At 49.5% G+C, this 20,699-nt stretch carries 16 protein-coding genes and 1 pseudogene; all 17 read right to left on the bottom strand.

Annotated elements, in window-relative coordinates; all coding sequences use genetic code 11:
• Positions 1-20 precede the first annotated feature (20 nt).
• Complete coding sequence (gene rpsB, locus DWZ60_RS07610; RefSeq protein ID WP_022461152.1) at positions 21-752, bottom strand: 30S ribosomal protein S2; 732 nt, start codon at positions 750-752, stop codon at positions 21-23.
• Between the two features lie 178 nt (positions 753-930).
• Positions 931-2,550 carry an HAD hydrolase-like protein gene (locus DWZ60_RS19580; RefSeq protein ID WP_117801725.1) on the bottom strand — a complete coding sequence of 540 codons (1,620 nt, stop codon included), beginning with the start codon at positions 2,548-2,550 and terminating at the stop codon, positions 931-933.
• Positions 2,551-2,640: 90 nt separating this feature from the next.
• Positions 2,641-2,952 carry a hypothetical protein gene (locus DWZ60_RS07600; protein ID WP_119221466.1) on the bottom strand — a complete coding sequence of 104 codons (312 nt, stop codon included), beginning with the start codon at positions 2,950-2,952 and terminating at the stop codon, positions 2,641-2,643.
• 13 nt (positions 2,953-2,965) lie between these two features.
• On the bottom strand, positions 2,966-4,081 hold the full coding sequence (locus DWZ60_RS07595; RefSeq protein WP_119221465.1) for a hypothetical protein: 1,116 nt from the start codon (positions 4,079-4,081) through the stop codon (positions 2,966-2,968).
• A complete protein-coding gene (locus tag DWZ60_RS07590; protein ID WP_279220318.1) occupies positions 4,078-5,535 on the bottom strand; it encodes a serine/threonine protein kinase in 1,458 nt (485 codons plus the stop codon). The genes DWZ60_RS07595 and DWZ60_RS07590 overlap by 4 nt, the downstream gene beginning before the upstream one ends.
• 292 nt (positions 5,536-5,827) lie before the next feature.
• Complete coding sequence (argS, locus tag DWZ60_RS07585) at positions 5,828-7,594, bottom strand: arginine--tRNA ligase (protein WP_119221463.1); 1,767 nt, start codon at positions 7,592-7,594, stop codon at positions 5,828-5,830.
• A gap of 22 nt (positions 7,595-7,616) precedes the next feature.
• Complete coding sequence (locus DWZ60_RS07580; protein WP_022461147.1) at positions 7,617-8,084, bottom strand: CBS domain-containing protein; 468 nt, start codon at positions 8,082-8,084, stop codon at positions 7,617-7,619.
• A 275-nt stretch (positions 8,085-8,359) separates the two neighbouring features.
• Positions 8,360-9,610 carry an ABC transporter permease gene (locus DWZ60_RS07575; protein WP_055219448.1) on the bottom strand — a complete coding sequence of 417 codons (1,251 nt, stop codon included), beginning with the start codon at positions 9,608-9,610 and terminating at the stop codon, positions 8,360-8,362.
• An 11-nt stretch (positions 9,611-9,621) separates the two neighbouring features.
• Entirely contained in the window at positions 9,622-12,018 is a 2,397-nt protein-coding gene (locus tag DWZ60_RS07570) for an efflux RND transporter periplasmic adaptor subunit (protein ID WP_118640223.1), read from the bottom strand.
• The gene (locus DWZ60_RS07565) at positions 12,015-12,698 is read right to left on the bottom strand and encodes an ABC transporter ATP-binding protein (protein WP_117801729.1); all 684 of its coding nucleotides are present in this window, start codon (positions 12,696-12,698) and stop codon (positions 12,015-12,017) included. Before DWZ60_RS07565 ends, DWZ60_RS07570 begins: the two co-directional genes overlap by 4 nt.
• Positions 12,695-14,125 carry an efflux RND transporter periplasmic adaptor subunit gene (locus tag DWZ60_RS07560; RefSeq protein WP_119221462.1) on the bottom strand — a complete coding sequence of 477 codons (1,431 nt, stop codon included), beginning with the start codon at positions 14,123-14,125 and terminating at the stop codon, positions 12,695-12,697. Before DWZ60_RS07560 ends, DWZ60_RS07565 begins: the two co-directional genes overlap by 4 nt.
• A 222-nt stretch (positions 14,126-14,347) precedes the next feature.
• The gene (locus DWZ60_RS07555) at positions 14,348-14,611 is read right to left on the bottom strand and encodes a hypothetical protein (RefSeq protein WP_022461142.1); all 264 of its coding nucleotides are present in this window, start codon (positions 14,609-14,611) and stop codon (positions 14,348-14,350) included.
• A 223-nt stretch (positions 14,612-14,834) separates the two neighbouring features.
• A complete protein-coding gene (gene aspS / locus DWZ60_RS07550; RefSeq protein WP_117804368.1) occupies positions 14,835-16,643 on the bottom strand; it encodes an aspartate--tRNA ligase in 1,809 nt (602 codons plus the stop codon).
• A gap of 92 nt (positions 16,644-16,735) precedes the next feature.
• Positions 16,736-17,991, bottom strand: a pseudogene (gene hisS / locus DWZ60_RS07545) (histidine--tRNA ligase).
• Entirely contained in the window at positions 17,924-18,604 is a 681-nt protein-coding gene (locus DWZ60_RS07540) for an HD-GYP domain-containing protein (protein ID WP_117509249.1), read from the bottom strand. Before DWZ60_RS07540 ends, hisS begins: the two are co-directional and overlap by 68 nt.
• Entirely contained in the window at positions 18,601-20,100 is a 1,500-nt protein-coding gene (gene hemZ / locus DWZ60_RS07535) for a coproporphyrinogen dehydrogenase HemZ (RefSeq protein WP_117509250.1), read from the bottom strand. Before hemZ ends, DWZ60_RS07540 begins: the two co-directional genes overlap by 4 nt.
• The gene (locus DWZ60_RS07530) at positions 20,072-20,695 is read right to left on the bottom strand and encodes an MBL fold metallo-hydrolase (RefSeq protein ID WP_119221461.1); all 624 of its coding nucleotides are present in this window, start codon (positions 20,693-20,695) and stop codon (positions 20,072-20,074) included. The genes hemZ and DWZ60_RS07530 overlap by 29 nt, the downstream gene beginning before the upstream one ends.
• Positions 20,696-20,699 lie beyond the last annotated feature (4 nt).

The raw sequence follows: 20,699 nt of genomic DNA, 5'->3' as shown, positions 1-20,699 counted from the left end.
AGTTCATTACTTCGCGTAAATTATTCAGCGTCTGTCTCTGCTGCTTCTTCGTATGCAGCTTCCTCAGCCTCGCCCTGTTTTGCCTCGATAACTGCGTCTGCCATTTTGGAAACGATCAGTTTTACGGCACGGATAGCGTCGTCATTACCCGGAATTACATAGTCAAGCTCTTCCGGATCGCAGTTGGTATCGCAGATACCGATCAGCGGAATTCCCAGTGTATGAGCTTCCTGTACGCAGATTCTCTCTTTTTTCGGATCTACTACGAAGATAGCGTCCGGCAGTCTCTTCATTTCTTTGATACCGCCAAGGTTTTTCTGCAGTTTTGCAAGCTCTTTCTTTAACTCAATGACTTCTTTTTTCGGAAGAACTTCGAAGGTGCCATCCTGCTCCATGGTCTCGATTGCTTTCAGTCTTGCAATACGGCTCTGGATGGTTTTGAAGTTGGTCAGCATACCGCCGAGCCATCTCTCGTTTACATAGTACATTCCGCAGCGCTCTGCCTCAACAGCGATAGCGTCCTGAGCCTGTTTTTTGGTTCCTACGAAAAGGATTGTGCCGCCGTCTGCTGCGATGTCTGCAACAGCTTTGTATGCGTCATCTACCATTCCTACAGATTTCTGCAGGTCGATGATGTAGATACCATTACGCTCTGTGTAGATGTACGGAGCCATTTTAGGATTCCATCTTCTTGTCTGATGTCCGAAATGAACACCGGCTTCCAGTAACTGTTTCATTGAAATTACGCTCATTGTTTTATCTCCTTATGGTTTTATTCTTCCCCATGTTTTTTCACCTTGGAACCTGTTTTTCAAAAAACAGGCACCATCCTTGGTACCGCATGGGTGCTTATTGTGCAACAGTAAGATTGTATCACAGAGTTTTTTTCATGACAAGCATTTTTTTCGCGGATTCTGCGGTTTTTTTCTGTTATTTTTGTGTTTTTCCCTGTTTATCCTTTAAAAACAGATACCAGAACGTTCCGGCGCAGATTACCGCTTCCAAAAAGATGAACATCCATGCACCTGCCGGCGCTTTTTGGGTCATCCAGGATACGAACTGGCTCCGGTAAAGTCCCCAGATATTTTCTGCCATGTGCGCAAGAACCGGGGCAAGGAGTGTTCCGCACCGCTCATAAATAAGGATCAAAAGCACACTTACCACGGCTGCATAGACAAACTGCGTCACATTGCCGTGATATGCACCGAACAGCAGACATGATGCTGCGATGCCCCAGCCGGTTCCCCAGAAATCTTTTGCCCTGCGGTAAATCATGCCGCGGAAAACAATTTCCTCTGCGGCCGCGCTCAGCACACCGACGGACAGGATCAGAAGCAGCGGGTTCTGTCCTTCATAAATCTTTGATGCCATGTCCTGATATCCGGAAAAGATTCTGGTAAAGCCGGTCACGTTCATTACAGTATTCAGGAGATGGCCGAAGGTCATAACCAGCAGAATACAGGCGGCTGCCTCTGCCGCACTCCACCGTTTTTCCGGTTTCGGGAACATGCCTTCATCTTTTTTGTACTGTTTCCAGAGAACCGGGATCGCCGCCAGACTGCCGATTGCTGATGCAAGAACGGATGTCGCGTGCATACGCTCTTCCAGATAACCGCCGGTCGTAAACGTCATCAGGATCAGCGCCAGAAGTACGGTTGCTCCGATCAGAAACAGTTCGTACGTCAGAAGCGGTTTTAAAAGACGCCATAGCTTCCGCTGGATAGGAATTACGATTTCCTCCGTTTTTGGCTCTGTTTTCGCTGTCCTTTTTTCTTTTATATTCTCTGCTTTTTTCTCTTTCGGCGCAAAGATTCCTGTTCCACTTTCTCCTCTTGTCAGCCACGGGATACGCTCCGGCTTCATTTTTTTGATGCGGTCGCGTCTTTTCTTCTCTTCTTTCGGATCCTCCGCCAGCAGTTTCAGTTCTTCCGGTGTATCACATACCTTTGCGGCACCTGCTGCCTCGAGTTCTTCTCTTCCGCCGTACCCATACGATACGCCGACACAGAGCAGTCCGTTTTCTCTTGCCCCGATTACGTCATAGCTTCTGTCACCAACCATCACCACGTCGGAACGGCTGTCTTCTGCTCCGAGTCGGCGCAGCGTCTCTGCGATGACTTCTCCTTTGTCGGTTCTGGTTTCGTTCATTTCTGAACCGGTTACTACGGTAAAATACTTTCTGATTTCGAAATGCTCCAGGATCTGCTCCACGTATTTTTCCGGTTTGGACGATGCTACCGCCAGAATTTTTCCCTTCTCTTTCAGATACGCCAGAACCTCCGGGATTCCCTCGTATACTTCATTTTCAAAAATGCCCTCTGCCTCGTACCGCTCCCGGTATTTTGTGATGGCCTGCTGTGCTTCTTCGCAGCCAAGGCCTGCAAAATTCATGAAAGATTCCAGAAGCGGCGGTCCCACGTAACAGTTCAGTTTTTCCAGATCCGGCTCTTCGATGCCAAAGGATGCCAGCGCATACTGTACGCATCTTGTAATTCCAGGACCGGAATCGGTCAGGGTTCCGTCCAGATCAAATAATATCATATCTGACATACTCTTATTTCCTCTTTTACTTTTTTATCGTATGACATGTCTTTTATTCTAGCATATCGAAATTAGAAATACAAACAAAACCGGATCAGGCTATTTTCTGCAGAGTGCACGCAGATAGCGGGTGGTCTGATTCTGAATTTCGGCAATGGCACGAATCAGGTTCCAGAGGCGCCTTAAGGACTGCAAGAGGCGGGTTCCTTTTGGTTTCTGGCTGGTTCTTTGGCTGACAAGTGTGGAAGTTTTTGGTTTCACGTTGACTTCCCACGGTTTCATGGTTCGTACAATGCCGTCTGCGCCACGCACTTTTACAGTGATGCGGTTGTAGCCTTCGGAAAGGCTCTCGGCTTTCAGACAGATTTTGTTTTCTTTCCATTCGTATTCGGCTTCGGAGCCATTTACCATGCAGGAAAGAATTTCAGCCGTGTCGGCGGCTCCCTCGAGCAGAATTTCCGGGGTATAACCGGGATCTATTTCGACGCTGGTGTCGGCCGGGCGGATAATCAGGGGGTTCGGCACTTCGAAATCTTCGTCTGCTATCTGTGATAATATGAAATCGGCGATGATCTGCGGCCGTATTTGAGATGGCTCTCCCGGCAGTCTCAGATGGAGTTTCGGCAGGCGGAGGACTGCTTTCTTCTGTTTGTAGCGGAGTATCATCTGGATCTTGGGTCACCTCCTCGGGCGTGGCTGCAGCAACGGGCAGCTGTTCGTCTGTTTTGAGTTCTTCTTTCTCCGGAGACGATTGCCCGGGCTCCGTTTGTTCCTGCTTTTCTGTGTTTGACTTTCCGGCATCTGGCATTACGGTAGGCTCCTCTTTTTCTGGTGCTTTTGTTTCCGAGGTTTGATTTTCTGACTCTTTTTCGGTTGACGGAGATTCCTGCTTCGTTTCTTCCATATCAGGCTTTTCCGGTTCCGAATCTTCTGGCATCAAATTTTCCGTTCCGGATTTTTCTGAACCTGCATCTTCATAATCTGGTTTTTCTGTGTCCATTTCTCCAAAATCCGTTCTCTCCGAATCTGACTCTTCTGTCTCTGATTCTTTTGTATCTGTTTCTTCACATCCTTCCTCTGATTCCGATTCCCCGGAACCCATATCTCCTGCCTCCGGCAATTCTTCTGGCTTCCCCGATTCTGAATCCTCCGAAATTTCTTCCTCCTCTTCTTCCCACCTTTCCGCTGGTTCTTTCTCCGGATCCGGAATTACCGTCGGGGGAAGCATTTTTTCTTCTTCTGTCTCTTTCTTTCCGGTCTCTGCCGGATCTGTTTTCTCTTCCGGCGGCTCTGGTTCCTGCTCTGGTTTCTCTTCTATAGGCGGTTCTTCTTCTGACTTTTCGTCCGGCAGCAGTTCCTCCGGTCCGGCTTTCCCGTCTGCATCTGTCACATCACTGTTCTCGATGATTTCAGCTTCTAATTCCACGCTTTCCACCGCACTTGCGGCCTCGCCTGTCGTCTGCTGTGTCTCCGCATGGACTTCGATTCCCTGGACGGCCAGGAATCCTGTCATCATTGCGCATATGGTCTTTTTTCTCATCCTGCTTCCTCCCATCTTTTTCTGATCTGCTGATAAAAAATGTCCTCCTCCATTCCCGGAATTTCTGCTGCCTCGTTGAGGTACTGTTCTGTTTTTTCCTGCATGTCGAACTGAAGTGCCAGCTCTGCGGCCCTGAGCAGATTTTTCCGCCGGTTTCCATCCTGTCTGCTGCACAGAAGCCGTTCGTAATAGAGAAAGCTCTCCTGGCACCAGTCCTGTTCTCTTTCCCCATCCCCAGATTTTCCGCCAAGATAGCACGCATCCGCCAGTCTCTGCCAGATAACCGCCTCCCACTGCCCCTCCATATTCTCGCCTGCGGCCTTTTCCAGCACTTCGATTCCTTTCCGCATGGCGTCTATGTCATTTTCACGCGCCAGTTCTTCGGAAAAACTGAAATACATTCCTGCAACAGCAAGATATCTGCGGCAGCGTTTTTCTTTTTCCGGCTCCTGCTGCGTGTCATCATAAAATTCAGCCAGCAATGGCTCCATCTGCATTTTTTCCCTTGCCGCATCATCCGCCAGACAGTATTCCACAAGTTCCTGCTCCACACGCCCCGCCTGACTGAGATGGTCTGCCTTTAAGAACGCTTCCCGCGCTTTCTGGTAGTTCGGCAGACTGCCTTCTTCCACCGGATTTCCGCAGAACCAGAGATCGCCCTGCTCCTCCCATTCGTCTGCCGCCGGAAACTGCCCCCATGGCATCCTGCTGGCAACTGCAGCCGCTCCTCCTGTCAGAAAAGCAAAAACTGCAAAGATCCGCAGAGTCTTCCTGCCTTTTTGCTTTCTTTCCAGCCGCCGCAGTGCCTTTTTGACTTCTCCGGCAGACGCATACCGCTCCTCCGGCTTTTTCTGCATACACTTTTCCATCACCCGCCAGAGTCCTCTTTTCTGCCGCTTTTTCGCATGCTTCGCCATTGCCGCAAGCAGTGCGCCGAGTGCATAAAGATCGGAACGGGCGTCACACTTCCCGTCATACTGCTCCGGCGCTGCATAACCGCGGGTTCCATAACGGACTTCCACACCCGTTTCTTCTGTTCCGGCTGCACCGAAATCCACAAGGTATATTTCACCACGCTCTGTTATCATCACGTTGTCCGGCTTCAGATCCCGGTAGAAAACCGGCGGGTTCTGTGCATGGAGATAACAGAGAATCCCGCTCAGGGCAATTCCCGTTTTCAGAATTTCCCGGCTGGAAAACCGTTCTCCCTTACGCATACGCTGTCCGATAGATTTTCCGTTTACAGCTTCCATCACCAGAAAGCTTTTTGTCCCACTTTCCAGAAGTTCCACCGCACAGGGAATCCCGGGATATGAAAACTTCTGTAAAAGAAACGCTTCTCGGCGCAGTTTTTCCCTGTCACATATACTTACCTTGACTGCATACCGCTTTCCGGATCCAGTTTTCTCTGCAAGATAAACGACAGACGTTGCCCCTCTTCCGAGCACTGACAGCAGGCGATACTTCCCTCCCGGAAGTTCTACTTTTCCAATGATCCCGCCTCCTCTTTTTACGTCAAAGTGTTTGTCAGTCCGATATTCTGTTTTTGTACATGGATATAAATTGAGCCGAATGGCTCTTCGATAGAGTAATATAGAATCGATTTTTCAGGACGAATGTCCAAGCGGATGAAAAATCGTGATGTAAGTATAACACAACAGCCGCCGTTTCCGCAAGAACTACAGAAGCCGACGGCTGCCAAAAAAATCGCCTGTTTTTTATCTATTTTTTCCCTCTTGACGAATCTTACATCCGTTCCGGTGCCGAGAATCCCAGCAGGTCGATGCAGGTCTCAAGTACCTCGCGGACAAGATCCAGCAGTGCCAGGTAAGATGCTTTTCTTGCCTCATCCTGCTCACTTAAGATCTTGGTCTCGTGGTAGAAATGGTTGAACTCGTTTGCAAGCTCGTAGATATAAGCACAGATCTTATGCGGTGCTTTCTCCTCGAATGCGTTCTCCACAACGCCGTTGAAACGGGATACGGAAAGCATCAGAGCTTTCTCGCTGTCGCTCTTCGGTGCCAGAAGTGCGCCTTTCTTCAGTTCATTTCCCTCTTCTTTATATTTTCCGAGGATGGATTTTGTACGAACGATCGTGTACAGGATGTACGGACCGGTGTTTCCCTCGAAGGAAGTAAATCTCTCAACATCGAATACATAATCTTTCGATGCCTGGTTGGACAGGTCACCGTATTTAATAGCAGACAGTCCGACAATCTGTGCCGTTCCTCTTGCATCCGTATCTTTTACGCTGCGGTTCTCCACGATTTTCTGATACATCTCATCGTTGATCTCGCCGATCAGACGCTCCAGACGCATAACGCCGCCCTCACGGGTCTTGAACGGTTTTCCGTCTTTTCCGTTCATGGTACCAAAGCCGATAAAGGAAAGAACGGTATCATCATTCACCAGTTTTGCTTTTCTTGCACAGCGGAAACACTGTACGAAGTGAAGCTCCTGACGTTTGTCTGCCAGATAGCAGATCTCGTCCGGCTTGTACAGTTTCATACGCTGGATGATGGTTGCCAGGTCTGTCGTATCATACAGAGCTGCCCCATCGGATTTTAAGATCATGCACGGCGGGATCTCTTTTGTGTCTGTCTCTTCTTTGACATCAACAACGAGTGCGCCCTGGTCATAATGTGCATAACCATTGTCTTTCAGGTAATCTACCATGTCTGGAATGTACTCCTGTGCATCGGACTCACCCATCCACAGATCGAAATGAACGTCGAGGTTTCCATAGTTCTTTTTCAGATCGGCAACAGAAACGTTCATAATGTGTTTCCAGATCGCACGATATCCTCTTCTGCCCTGCTGCAGCTCTCTCGTTGCCTCGAGTGCACGTTTCTTATAGTCCTCGTCCTCTTTCGATTTGCCGCTTGCGCAAGGATAAATCTCCTCGAGCTCGCTGATCGTAAACGGTGCTTCCTCCGGGTACTCTCCCGTAAAGGACTCATCAAAATAAACAAGCTCCGGATGGCGCTCCTGCAGCTCGGTGATGATCAGTCCCATCTGCAGACCCCAGTCTCCAAGATGAACGTCACCGATCATGTTGTGGCCCATGAAGCGTCCCATACGCTTGATGCTCTCGCCGATGATCGCGGAACGGAGATGGCCGACGTGAAGCGGTTTTGCCACGTTTGCTCCGCCGTAATCTACGATGATGGTTTTCGGATTTTTTGCTTTCTCTACAGAAAGATCTTTGTCGTTCTGCATTTTGGAAAGATAATCTGCCAGAAATTCCGGGTTGATTTTCAGGTTGATGAATCCCGGTTTTACGGCTTCAATTTCACCGATCACGCTGTGATCGGTCACTTTTTCTACAACTGCTTCAGCCAGCTGGATCGGTGCTTTGTGGTATGCTTTTGCAGCTGCCATTGCGCCGTTGCACTGGTATTCGCACAGATCCGGGCGGTTGGAAACGGAAACCCTTGCATAGGACGGGTCCATCTCCGCAGCGGTAAAGGCTTTTACCAGCTCTTCCTGGATAAGATCGATCAGTTTTTTCATAATGTTTCCCTCATTTTCTTCTTTACTGCAGAATCATCTGTTCTGCGTTTTGTTTCCGCGCGCTGCGCCGGGCTTCTTCCTCTTCTTTGATGCCGCTTTTCTGATAACAGTACTGGATGATATCTCTTCTTCGGATGATGCCGATGAAGATTCCCTCGTCATCCACAACTGGAACGAAATTCTGCCGCATGGACATCTCGATCAGGTCCTCGATGTTGCTGTTGATGTTGACGGACTCATAATTCCACCGTTTCGGAACCTGCCAGAGCGGGATATCCTCTGCTTCATGGTAATTCAGCAGATACCGTTCTTTTATGATGCGGAGCAGATCTCCTTCCGTCAGTGTTCCCACATAGCAGCCCTTTTTGTTCAGTACCGGAACCGCCGTGTATTTATGATATTCGATCTTCTCGATGGCCTGCCGAAGTGAGCAGTCGTCATACAGATAAGCCGTTTCACTTTTCGGTGTGATAAAAAACAAAATATTCATTCGCGTATACTCCTTTTCGTTGGTCATACTCTTGTTTGATTATACCATAAACGAATGTGAAATGTCTTTGAATCTTTCTTATATTTTCATAAACATACCGAATCCGAAACTCGAATGCCTCTTTGCTGCGCCGCAAATTGCGCTTATTTTCCAGTATAACCGACTTTCCGCAAAAAGTAAAGATCTTAAGTTTCATCCGCACACGCCGCACAAAAAATCCGCACGGATCCAGCACCTACGCTGTGCCCGCACGGATTTTTCAACTCTTTTTTGTTCTATTCTCTTCGCAGCGCATCGATCGGATTCAGATTTGCTGCTTTTACCGACGGCAGCAGTCCGAATACGATACCGATCACCATGGAGAATACCACGGAGAAGATGATCGCCGGAATGCTGATTGCCACAGGCGTCTGTGATACTCTCGAGATCACCTGCGCCATGATGATGCCGCCCAGTACACCGAGCAGTCCGCCGATGCTGGTAAGCACTGCCGCCTCCGTCAGGAACTGGAACAGAATTCTGCGTTTTCTTGCTCCGATCGCCTTTTTCAGACCGATCTCGCTTGTACGTTCCGTTACAGATACCAGCATAATATTCATAACACCGATACCGCCGACCAGAAGCGAAATGCTCGCGATCCAGATCAGCTGCTGGTTCGTGCTCTGGCCTAACTCCTGCAGACTCTTTGCTTTCTCCAGCAGATCCTCTGCCTGATAGGAAAGAGAATCAGTTGTATTGGTCACGGATTCGTTCATGATATCCGCTGTTGTCTTTCCCACCGTGCTCATATCCTCAGTCGTTTTTGCCATCACAACGGCATTTTCCGGTTCATCATACTGGAATACGATCGGCCAGCAGACATCCGGCATCAGCACCAGCGGATAGGATTCCTGATTGTACGTATAGTAGTCATCTCTGGAATTGATGACCGGCTGGAACGAATCGGCTTTTTTGATCACGCCGATCACCGTGAACGGCTCTCCCATGATCTCGATCGTTTTGCCGACCGGCGACTCATCCGGGAAGAGTGTCAGCACTGCGGTATCGTCGAGGAGGACAACTTTGTGGGTCTTCGAGAAATCGCTCTCCACAAAGCCGCGTCCCTGATAAATCTGATATCCGCACGTCGACAGATAATTTTCATCCACGCCAAGCGCCTTCGCACTGTCCAGTGTTGTGTTTCCTTTTGCGATGCCGCTCACATACGTTCTTTCGGTGTAAAACGATGCATTTTCCACCTGATCCTGCTCGCGGATCCGCTTTTTCTGATCATCGGACAGTTTCGACACGCCGCTTGGCAGTCCGTTGTCCATCCAGTAATCACCGTCGCCCTGCTTTAAGCTGACGGTCACGTTGTTGTTTCCAGCTCCGATCAGGTTCTGTTTGATCTGCTCATTCGTTCCCTTGATCGTGGAGACAATTGAGATGATCGACGCAATTCCGATGATAATACCCAGCATCGTCAGGAAGGAACGCATTTTGTGTGACCAGATTCCCTGAAAGGAAAGTCTTACATTTTCTAACATAATGCGCCTCCTTAACTGTTGTAATAATCCGATGAACTGGATTCCTTCGTGTCTGCGCCTTCCACCACGGTTTTGCCGTACGGAAATGCAATGTAATCCTCTTCGGAAAGACCGCTCTTCACTTCGTAATAACTGCCCCACAGAAGTTTTCCGGTTACCACATTCTGTTTCTTTAATTTATCATTTTCATCCCGGATATAAACGAATTTCTGTCCGTTTTCCTCGCGGATGAATTCTTTGCTGACGTACAGGCCGTTGCCGTTTTCTACATCGTTTCCGACAGTGATTGCAATCTCGATCCAGTCACCGTTTTCAAAACCTTCTCCGCCTTCCGGGATAACGGCTGTGAACGGATAGAAGGAGGCTGGTGTCTCGCTGTACGACATGTAGCTTGTTGTCGGGTACGGAGAAATCTCGGTTACGGTTGCCGCTGCAAAAGCACCCGAAGACCAGGAAGTCACGTTAAGTTCATCGCCGACTTTTACCTGATCGAGATACGTCTCGCTTAAGTAGCCGCGCACGTACAGACCTTCGTTTCCACTGACCTGGATAAAGGCGCTTCCGTCGTTGGACGGGTTTTCTGCATTTCCAACCTTCTTTACCACACCGCTGATCGTCGCTTTTACGGTCTGGGAATCCAGGGATTTCTGCGTATTTTTGACTTTGAGTTCCTCTTCCTTCTGATCAAGCTTCAGATTACGGATCTGGCTTTCTTTTTCGCTGATGGCTTTTTTCAACTCATCTTTTGTGTAGGTCATCTGGGTATCATCACCGGAAGAAGTATTGTTATTTGCGCTGCTTCCTGTGGATGATGTAAAGAGGGACTGTACCGATGCTTTTTCACCGTAGAATACGGTTTTTGCTGTCGTCTGCACTGCTTCCGGCGCATCTTCGCTCTGCGGTTCCGCTTCCGGTTCTGCCGGGGCTTCAGTCGGCGTCGGCGTTTCCGTCGGAACTGGGGTCTCGCTCGGCACCGGAGTTTCTGTTGGAACCGGCTCTGTGGTCGGAATCGGTGTTGTACTTGGTTCCGGGCTGACGGTCGGCTCTGGAGTTACACTCGGTCCCGGCGTAACGCTCGGGGTCGGAGTTACACTTGGTGTCGGGGTAATCGTTCCTTCTTTTACCGCCACATTTGCAGTGCTGACTGCCATGGAAGTACCCTTGTCATTTTTCGCTGTCACTTCTACTGTATAGATTCCGGCATCCTCTTTTGTGATGTTTTCTTTTGTGTAAGTATCCTTAAAATCTCCGTCGATTGTCTTTCCGTTGTGTTTCCAGACGTATGTGTAAGTGCCATCCGTTTCGGTGTTTTCTGTGGAATCGTCTGCCTCACCGCTTCCATTTCCGGCTTCACCCGGCTGTGTCACATCGTCCTCGGACGGACTCTCGGTTCTATCATCCGTTTTATCGTCTGCTTTCTCATCCGGCTTCTCTTCGGTATCTTTCTTCTCATTGATTCCGATTTTCAGCTTCAGCTCGCCGCCCTCTGCCACCTCTGTGTTGGCAAGCGGCGTGGTGATTTTTATTTCCGGTGCATCCGCCGATTCGGATTCTTTCAGACTCAGGACTGCTTCATACGAAGTCTCGTATACTTTCGCAATCTTCGTTCCATCCTGCTCCCACACGGTTTCCAGCGCCTCTGCGGCTTTGTTTTCCTCATGAATCTCCAGGCGAAACCAGTATCCTTCGCTGTCCTCTTCTTTTTTCGTTCCCTTTTCATCCGCGTATCCTGCCATCTGATTCAGGAATCCGCCTGTTAGGACTGTTCCCGGTGCGCAGAGATAGGTGTATGGGTCTTCCTGCGTTCCTTCTCCTTTGTATGGTTTGGAACCAAATACAAGCTTATTCGTACTGCTGTACAGAACAGCATCCTCGTACGTCGGCTCCGGTTCTGGGGTCGGAATCGGTTCGTCCGGGAAATCCGGATCGATGGGTTCATCTGGAAAATCCGGGAAATCCGGGAAATCCGGCTCCACCGGATTCAGCGGCGTATCCGATACCGGTTTTGTCTTTTTCAGCTTTTCCAGTTCTTTTTCACTCTGCTGGATTTTCAGCTTTGTCTGTGCAAGCTGTAACTGCTGCGTTTCCAGATCCAGCTCGATCATGCTGGTATCGTATGTCATCAGCGTGTCTCCGGCATTTACCACATCGCCCTCTTTGACGAGAACCTGGGAAATGGTCTGGCTGTCGGAAAGATAGATGTTCTGGGAAGCCGTCGAGGTGATCTGGCCTTCCATGTTCATGCTGTCTCCCCAGTATCCACTCGTAAAGTCACTGACCGGATACACTTTTACGGTTGTCTTCTGCGCCTGGCGAATCCCATAATAGCCGCCGACACTTACGCCACCCACGGCAACCGCTGTCACGACTGCAATCGCTGCTTTCTTTGCGGCTTTTCCTTTTTTCATGCTTCGGCCACCTCCTTCGATTTCATCATTCCGTCGCGGATCTCCACGGTGCGCTGTGCCATCGATGCGATCTCCGCGTCATGCGTAATCATCAAGATGCTGACGCCCTCATCGTTCAGGCTCTGGAACAGCTCCATGACCTGCTCGCCGGAATGGGAGTCGAGCGCTCCGGTCGGCTCATCAGCCAGCAGAATTTTCGGATGGTTGACGATCGCTCTTGCAATCGCCACACGCTGTTTCTGTCCGCCGGAGAGCTGGGTCGGTTTGAAACTCATACGGTCGCCGAGCCCCACCCGCTCGAGGGCAATCGCTGCCCGCTCTCTTCTCTCTTTTTTCGGCACGCCCGCGTACGTCAACGGCAGGCATACATTTTCCATTGCGCTCTGTCTTGCAAGGAGTTGGAAGTTCTGGAAGACAAAGCCGATTTTCTGCAGGCGGATGTCCGACATCTGATTGTCACTGCATTTGCTGATGTCCTGTCCGTCGAGGATCAGCCGTCCGCTCGTCGCCTGGTCGAGGCAGCCGACAATATTCATCAGTGTTGTTTTTCCGGAACCGGAAGGACCCATGATCGCAACGTACTCGCCTTCTTCCATGGAGAAGTTGATGTTTTTCAGAACCGGAACCGGGATTTTGCCCTGCATATATTCTTTACAGATATTCTCTAATTCCAGAATCACGGCTGCACCTCCCCGTCATCTGCTGATCCGGCTTCCTGTGTGTCTGCCGGTTCTGCCTTACCATTGTCGGCGCCGCCGATCACGTTCGTTGTATCTTCCTCACCGCTGTACTCTGCGCCGTCCATGGTATTGTCAACCATGCCGTTTTCATCCTGCGTCATACCGTCGTCGACCATTCCATCGTCGTTGTCAAGCATACCGTCATCCTCGCCGCCGGCCGGATTGCTCTGTCCCAGTGATCCGTCGGTGCTGACTACGGTCTTCATCCCTTCTTCCAGACCGTCCTCCGGGAAGGTGATTGCATCATCTTCTGCAAGGCCGTCGGTGATCTGATATTCCATCATATTTTCATCGTGTGTTCCAAGGGTTACGCTTCGTTTTTCCAGTTTGCCTTTTCCATTATCGGCCCAGACGTAAGGATTGCTGTCGACATCGTTGATAAAGGAGTCAGACAGCCAGATTCCTGTTTTGACTTCCTGCTGGCCGACATCCGGCTCTACGTAAACGTGCTGACCGAGCATCAGGCCATTTGTTCCATCGAGCTGTACATAAAACGGATAGTTGCTTGACTGCGTCATACCGTCTCCCGAACTGCTGTAAACGTTATTGCTTCCTGTCCGTGCATTTTCCCGATCAATCTTTGTCACGGTTCCGGTCCAGGTCTGATTCTCATCTACACGAGAATGCACGATCACCTGGCTTCCTTCGGTAATCGAACCGTCGCTCATATTCTGTTCATTGATCTGGCCTTTTACACGGAAATCTCCCGTTGCAAGAACGGTCAGGAAGGAATTGTCGGAGTTGTCACCGGAGTAAGCGCCGGCGCTGCTGTCATCGTTGTTGATTGATTTTACGACACCGGCGATTTCACTGATCACGGTCGCATTGGTGATGTTATCGTTTAATTTATCAATCTCCGCCTGTTTTGATTTTCCTTCATATTCTTTTTTCTTTAAATCCAGCTCCGCTTCCTGAATTTCCAGTGTGATGCTTGCCTGCTGGTCTTTTGATGCCTGCTTTTTGTCTTTGTAAAGCTGGTTGATATTGGTATTCATACTTGAAAGTTCATTGTTTATGCGTTCCAGATCCAGCTGCGCCTGCTCGAGGTCACTCTGGAATTTCTCGGTATCGTAGGAGAACAGCGGTGTTCCGACCTGAACCTCCTGACCGACTTCCACATAAACTTCCTTTACCTTTTTCTCGCTGTTTTTCTCTACTTTCCAGGTATTTTCCGACTCCACAACACCGGCATAGCGGTTTTCCATTCCATTTCCAGTTCCCAGATTGGTCAGGGCTTTTACAGTATTGACATAGACGACGTTATCGTCCTCTTTTGTACCGTTTCCAAGGAAATGCCATGTCACTCCCCCTCCGGCTGCCGCCAGCACTGCGACTGCACACACAATCGCGATTACTTTTTTCTTCATACGCTTCCTCCCACTTTTCTATTTTACAAATTAATTTTCTGCTTTCCCAAGTTAGTTCTATCGTATCACATTTTGTTTTTTGTTTTCTTACTTTTTCCTTACTCTTTTTTTAGCAAATACTGGCTTTTTCTGAAAATAGATTTTTGTTTTTGTCATTAAAAACCTGCCTCCGTGTTTATGACGGAAAGCAGGTTTTCTTTCGAATCTGTTAGATTTTATTTTTTATGCTACAAGTTTCATCTCCCGCAGAATGCGGTATACGAGATAACAGATCAGCGCTGCACAGACCAGTTTGAACAGAAGCGGAACGACGGCGAACACGATTTTAAATCCAAGCCAGATCACGCCGATCGGGAGAAGAATAGTGGCGCATGCGCCGAGGACTTTTCCTCCAAATTTCAGCAGCAGTCCGACGATCCCAAATAAAATTCCAATTCCGCAGAGCAGACCAAAACAGGTTGCCAGCATGACTAATGTAACTAACATCGTGATCCCTCCTTGTCTTTTTCTCTATGTGTTCCACTTGCTGTGGATGTTTCCGTATCTTTCTTACAAACCATATTGTAGCACTTTTTTCCAGCAAAACAACGGGGAAGACGTGGAAGAATTTCTTAAGTTTTTCTTTACACCGATCGAGTGAAACCTAAAAAAGGACAGACAACGCTGCACTTCTGCAAAATTGTCTGTCCTGTAAATCACAAAATTTTCTTTACTCTTCTGTTGTCTCTTCCTCAGCCTGCGGCTCAACCTCAAGACCAAGCTCTTCCAGCTGTACTGCGTCAACCGGTGACGGAGCCTCGGTCATCAGACAGGAAGCATCTTTTACCTTCGGGAATGCGATGACGTCGCGGATGCTGTCCTCTTTTGCCATCAGCATCACAAGACGGTCCAGTCCGTAAGCCAGTCCGGCGTGAGGCGGAACTCCGTATTTGAAAGCATCCAGAAGGAAACCAAATCGCTCATGTGCCTGTTCCTTTGTGAAACCAAGCATCTCAAACATTTTCTCCTGCACATCGTTCTGGTGAATACGAACGCTTCCTCCTCCGATCTCAGTGCCGTTCAGGACGATATCGTAAGCTTTTGCACGAACTGCGCCCGGATCGGTGTCCAGAAGCGGCAGATCCTCGTCCATCGGCATGGTGAACGGGTGATGCATTGCGGTGAAACGGTTCTCCTCATCGGACCACTCCAGAAGCGGGAACTCGGTAATCCATACGAAACGGTACTCGTTCTTGTCGAGCAGTCCCATCTGCTCTGCCAGTTCCAGACGAAGTGCGCCAAGAACGTTCCAAACAATCTTGTTGCGGTCTGCTGCGAAGAGAAGAAGGTCTCCAGCCTGTCCGTCCATGGCTTTGATGAGGGCTTCCATCTGCTCCTCTGTCATAAATTTGGAGAAGGAAGATTTCCAGCTTCCATCCTCATGGATTGCAATGTATGCAAGACCTTTTGCACCGTAACCTTTCGCAAACTCAACGAGCTTGTCGATTTTCTTTCTCGGCATTGCGCCCTGTCCCTTTGCGTTAATACCGCGGACAGAACCGCCGTTTTCAAGTGCGCCCTTAAATACAACGAACTCGGTATCTTTTACGGTCTCGGAAACATCAACCAGCTCCATACCGAAACGCAGGTCCGGTTTGTCGGAACCGAAACGGTTCATAGCCTCTTTCCAGGTCATTCTCTGGATCGGGAGCTGTACCTCAACGCCGAGCACCTCTTTGAACAGGTGTGCCAGCAGTCTCTCATTGACATCGATAACATCATCTACATCAACGAAAGCAAGCTCCATATCGATCTGGGTGAACTCCGGCTGACGGTCGGCACGCAGGTCCTCGTCACGGAAGCATTTTACAATCTGGATATAGCGGTCATAGCCGGAGCACATCAGAAGCTGTTTGAACAGCTGCGGAGACTGCGGCAGTGCATAGAAGCTGCCCGGATGAACACGGCTCGGTACCAGATAGTCTCTGGCGCCTTCCGGTGTGGATTTCGTCAGCATCGGGGTTTCGATCTCAAGGAAACCTTCTTTTGACATGAACTCACGGGTGAGCATTGCCACCTTGCTTCTCATAATCAGGTTTCTCTGGATGTCCGGGCGGCGCAGATCCAAGTAACGGTATTTCAGACGGAGCTCTTCTCTCGTCTTGGAATCCTCCTCGATCGGGAACGGCGGGGTTTCTGCCTCGGAAAGAATGCGTAAGGACTCAGCCTTTACTTCGAGCTCTCCTGTTGCCAGATTTTCATTGACAGCACCGGAGCGGGCCATAACTTCACCTTCTACGGCGATGACGAACTCGCTGCGCAGTTTTGCTGCTTTCTCAAAACCTTCCTCACTGATCGGGCCGTTCTCAAAGATAATCTGCATAATACCGCTTCTGTCACGCAGATCGACGAAAATAATTCCGCCTTTATTACGGCTCTTCTGTACCCAGCCCATCAGGGTTACTTTTTTTCCGATATCTGCTTTTGTGACTTCCGCACAGCGGCAGGTTCTCTTCAGGCCTTTCATGGATTCAGCCATTTTCTTGTTCCTCCTATTTGGAACTGCGGACACAAAGAATCTGCATCCGCAGCACATCGTTTTTTCATGCGATTACTATTATTGGATATTCCTTACATTTTGTCAACAAAAAATTCTTCGATCTCAGTGTAGCCCTCGCTGGCAAGCTGCTCTTTCTGGAATTTCTTGTTCTTCTTCATCACGGCGATGTTGATGGCCGTGCCTTCACTTCTCTCTTTTGTCGCCTGCTGAATGATCTTCTGCATTCCCTCTGCCGGCATGTTTTTCTCGATCAGGTACGCTTTTTTCTTCTGCGCGCCCGGGATCTGGTAATCTCTCTCAAGCAGAAGCATAACGATACGCTCAAATCCGATGGAGAATCCGCATGCGCAGGTCTGGTTTCCGGTGAATTTTCCGATCATTTCATCGTAGCGTCCGCCGCCTCCGACAGATCCGCCGTACTCATCCATAGCGATCTCGAAGATCGGTCCGGTGTAGTAGGACATTCCGCGCACCAGAGTCGGATCGAAAGCGATCTTGAATTCTGCGGTCTTCACGGCATTGACACTGTCGATGATGGTCTTCAGGCCGTCTGCGTACTCTTTGTCAAGGAATCCCTCAAGTTTCTCACGGCAGTACTCTACGCCTGCGGTATCCGGGGTGATCTCCTCGAACATTTTCAGGTATTTCTCTACGGACTCTTTTGCAAAGCCGGCTTCCTCGAGCTCTTTGGCAACGCCCTCAAAACCGATTTTATCCATCTTATCGAGGATAATAAATACGGTGTCATAGGACTCCTCCGGGAATCCGCTGTAGGCTGCCATTGCTTTTAAGATGCGGCGGTCATTGATACGGATCGTAAAGTTCTTGAAGTCCAGTTTTCCAAGCAGTGTGGTGGTAGCAAGGATCAGCTCAATCTCTGCGAGGTTGGTCGCTCGCCGAGGATATCGATATCGCACTGCATGAACTGGCGGTATCTTCCTCTCTGCGGACGGTCGGCACGCCATACATTTCCCATCTGAAGTGCTTTGAACGGGGATGGCAGCTCGTTTGCGTTGTTGGAATAATAACGGCAGAGCGGAACGGTCAGGTCGTAACGAAGGCCGCTGTCCACAAGGTCGTTTTCCTTCTCAGCTGTCTCAAGTTTCAGCTTCTCTCCTCTTTTTAAGATCTTGAAAATCAGTTTCTCATTCTCGCCGCCCTGTTTGCTGTTCAGGTTTTCGATGTGCTCCACGCATGGGGTCTCCATGGAGGTAAAGCCGAAGGTTCCGTAAGTTTCCTTGATCAGACGGATCACGTAGTCACGGATTGCCATTTCTTTCGGTAAAATATCTTTCATTCCGGTAACCGGTTTCTTTTTTAATGCCATTTTCTGTTTTCTCCTTTATGATTTCCCGGATCAATTCATCGACATCAGAAAGCTCGATCGCTTTCCGGCTGCCGCTGTGGATCACTCTCTGAAATGCCAGGAACATTTTCAGATCGAAATTTTTGACTTCTTCTGTCATAAGCTCCATCGCCTGTTCCCGCGTAAACGCACTCCGGTACGGGCGGTCGGAGGTCAGCGCGCAGTACACATCACAGATGCGTAAGATACGCGCCCCAAACGGAATCTTTTCTCCCGCCAGATTGGCCGGATACCCGGTTCCGTCATAATTTTCATGGTGATACAGAATACTCTCCAGCACAAAATCGGAGTAGCCGCGTCCCTGCAGGAGTTCATAGCCCAGTGTGGAATGGGTCCGCACAAAGCGCATCTCCTCAACGACGAGCGTATCCTGTTCTTCTACGTAATTCTCCAGTACAATCTTTCCGATATCGTGGAGAACGCCCGCTTTTGCAAGCTCATAGCAGATTTCTTTCTCATACCCAAGTTCCCGCGCAAGATCGTAAGCTAAATTGCTCACTTCCATGCCATGGATGAGCTGCTCGGTCAGGGTATAGCGCAGCATGTGAAGCTGCTGACTGGAATTTTCTTTCATTTTGGCAGATACTTCTCCATTCCGATACGTTTTCTCTCGATCATTTCATCGATACGCTCCACGTAGTTTTTCAGATCCTTCACGTTCTCCACCCGCTCAATGCGCTCTCCGTGTTCAAACACGAATTTCGTGGACGCTCCGGCTCCCGCGGCCAGAATGGACTGTTTTTCCTCCATAATGAGGATGTTGTAGATACCTGCTTTTCCTTCGCGGGAGTAGCCGACATTCTCAAAGTTACCCGCCATATTTTTCTGGCGGTACATGTAATACGGTCCCATCTCCATGCGGTGTGCGCTGTCCATCGTCATTTTCATGATCTCGGCAGAGTTTTCAAACGAGATTTCCTGATATTTGTCTTTGAACAGGTTGAGTCTCGTTGCACGCTTTAACGCAAGGGAATGGACGGTCAGGGAATCCGGATTCAGCGCTTCCACTTTTTCCAACGTATGCGCCACTTTTTCCTTGTCCTCGCCCGGCAGACCGACGATCAGATCCATGTTGATGTTGTCAAATCCAAGGGAACGCGCCATACGGAACTTCTCCTCGATCTCCTCCACGGTATGGTGGCGTCCGATCAGATCCAGCGTTTCCTGGTTCATGGTCTGTGGATTGATCGAAATACGGGTGACCGGGAATTTGCGGATGGCTTTTAAGACCTCCTCATTGATCGTATCCGGCCGTCCTGCCTCCACGGTGAACTCCTGCACCTGCTCCATCGGGAAGAGCTCTGTCACTTTCGTGAGCAGGCGCTCCATCTGTGCCGCATTCAGCGTGGTCGGCGTACCGCCTCCGATGTAGATCGTATCAAGGGTGTAATCCTTCATGTTCTCACTGATAAAGATCAGTTCTTTGATCAGTGCATCGAGATACGGATCTACCATATGCTCCCAGCGGCTTAACACATGGGAGCCGAAGGAACAGTACAGGCAGATGCTCGGACAGAACGGGATGCCGATGTACAGGCTGTAACCGTGTTCGTAGTCGATCGTCTTTAAAATGTCCTTTTCCCGGTTGGCAATCGTGATCGCAAGTGCCGTCTTTTCCGGGCTGGTGTAGTAAGTTTCGCGCATGTATTTCGCAATCTCTACATTTTTTTTACCCTCTTCAAGCATCTTCATCGGAATTTTCGTCGGACGGATGCCGGTGAGATCGCCCCATGGAAGTTCTTTGCCGCTCACTTCGGAAAGCGTGCGGTATACCATCCGTTTCAGGACATTTTTCGTTTCATGGCGGTCTTTTTCATATTCCACCGCCTCACACTGCGAAGCGAGCGTCTCATGTTTCTCGTCTGCAATCGAAAAACAGATCTGATCCGCCTCGTATGTGATCGTATCATAATATGCAAATTCCCCGTCCAGCGCCCCATCCTCTTCGTACCATGAGGTAATCTCACAGCCCGGATAGAATGCCTTGATCAAGGAATACACATCGTATTCAAAATCTTTTCTGTTAAAACAAAGGCTGATATTAAGCAAGGGGATTGTACCTCTTTTCATGTTCAATCGTAGTTTCATCGTTGTGGCCCGGATACACGGTCACATCCCCGGGAAGCTCTTTTAACAGGCGCTTGACCGACGCGATCAGCTCTCTGCCGGAGGATGTCGGGAAGTCGTATCTTCCGTAGGACTCGCAGAACAGCGTATCACCGGAAAAAAGTGCTTTCTCTGCCGGAATATAGTAGCAGACACCGCCTGCCGTGTGCCCCGGTGTCGCAAGAACGTGGATTTCAAAGTCTGCGAGATGCAGCACATCGCCCTCTTTTACGGTTTTGTCCGCCTGCATCGTGTACGGTTTGCTCCAGAGCCCGGAAAGATTTTTCTTTGGATCCCCCAGCAGGTGCTGCTCTTTTTCATGGACATAGACCGGGATATGGTACTTTTTCCGCAGTGCATCCGCTGCCAGCATATGGTCGAAATGGCCATGGGTCAGCAGAATGGCCTCCGGGTCGCCGTCGATCTCGTCGATCTGGCGTTCAATCTCCAGCGGCGAATCGCCCGGGTCCACGATCAGCACCTTCTGGCTGTCCGGATTTTCCACAACGTAGCAGTTTGTCGAGAGCATTCCAAGTGCCCGGTAATTTACCTTTATCATACGC

Origin of the sequence: Blautia sp. AF34-10, assembly GCF_003477865.1 — a bacterium.
Classification (GTDB): domain Bacteria; phylum Bacillota; class Clostridia; order Lachnospirales; family Lachnospiraceae; genus Fusicatenibacter; species Fusicatenibacter saccharivorans.
Note: the sequence above shows the minus strand (reverse complement) of the source record. Positions and strands in the feature narration are given on the sequence as shown.

What these genes read in the sequence shown, in the direction of transcription:
- DWZ60_RS07530 (WP_119221461.1), bottom strand. Translation starts at nt 20,695, where the DNA reads ATGATAAAGGTAAATTACCGGGCACTTGGAATGCTCTCGACAAACTGC.
- DWZ60_RS07555 (WP_022461142.1), bottom strand. Translation starts at nt 14,611, where the DNA reads ATGTTAGTTACATTAGTCATGCTGGCAACCTGTTTTGGTCTGCTCTGC.
- DWZ60_RS07580 (WP_022461147.1), bottom strand. Translation starts at nt 8,084, where the DNA reads ATGAATATTTTGTTTTTTATCACACCGAAAAGTGAAACGGCTTATCTG.
- DWZ60_RS07540 (WP_117509249.1), bottom strand. Translation starts at nt 18,604, where the DNA reads ATGAAAGAAAATTCCAGTCAGCAGCTTCACATGCTGCGCTATACCCTG.
- DWZ60_RS07595 (WP_119221465.1), bottom strand. Translation starts at nt 4,081, where the DNA reads ATGAGAAAAAAGACCATATGCGCAATGATGACAGGATTCCTGGCCGTC.
- argS (WP_119221463.1), bottom strand. Translation starts at nt 7,594, where the DNA reads ATGAAAAAACTGATCGATCTTATCCAGGAAGAGCTGGTAAAAGCCTTT.
- DWZ60_RS19580 (WP_117801725.1), bottom strand. Translation starts at nt 2,550, where the DNA reads ATGTCAGATATGATATTATTTGATCTGGACGGAACCCTGACCGATTCC.
- aspS (WP_117804368.1), bottom strand. Translation starts at nt 16,643, where the DNA reads ATGGCTGAATCCATGAAAGGCCTGAAGAGAACCTGCCGCTGTGCGGAA.
- DWZ60_RS07570 (WP_118640223.1), bottom strand. Translation starts at nt 12,018, where the DNA reads ATGAAAAAAGGAAAAGCCGCAAAGAAAGCAGCGATTGCAGTCGTGACA.
- rpsB (WP_022461152.1), bottom strand. Translation starts at nt 752, where the DNA reads ATGAGCGTAATTTCAATGAAACAGTTACTGGAAGCCGGTGTTCATTTC.
- DWZ60_RS07600 (WP_119221466.1), bottom strand. Translation starts at nt 2,952, where the DNA reads ATGGTAAATGGCTCCGAAGCCGAATACGAATGGAAAGAAAACAAAATC.
- hemZ (WP_117509250.1), bottom strand. Translation starts at nt 20,100, where the DNA reads ATGAAAAGAGGTACAATCCCCTTGCTTAATATCAGCCTTTGTTTTAAC.
- DWZ60_RS07560 (WP_119221462.1), bottom strand. Translation starts at nt 14,125, where the DNA reads ATGAAGAAAAAAGTAATCGCGATTGTGTGTGCAGTCGCAGTGCTGGCG.
- DWZ60_RS07575 (WP_055219448.1), bottom strand. Translation starts at nt 9,610, where the DNA reads ATGTTAGAAAATGTAAGACTTTCCTTTCAGGGAATCTGGTCACACAAA.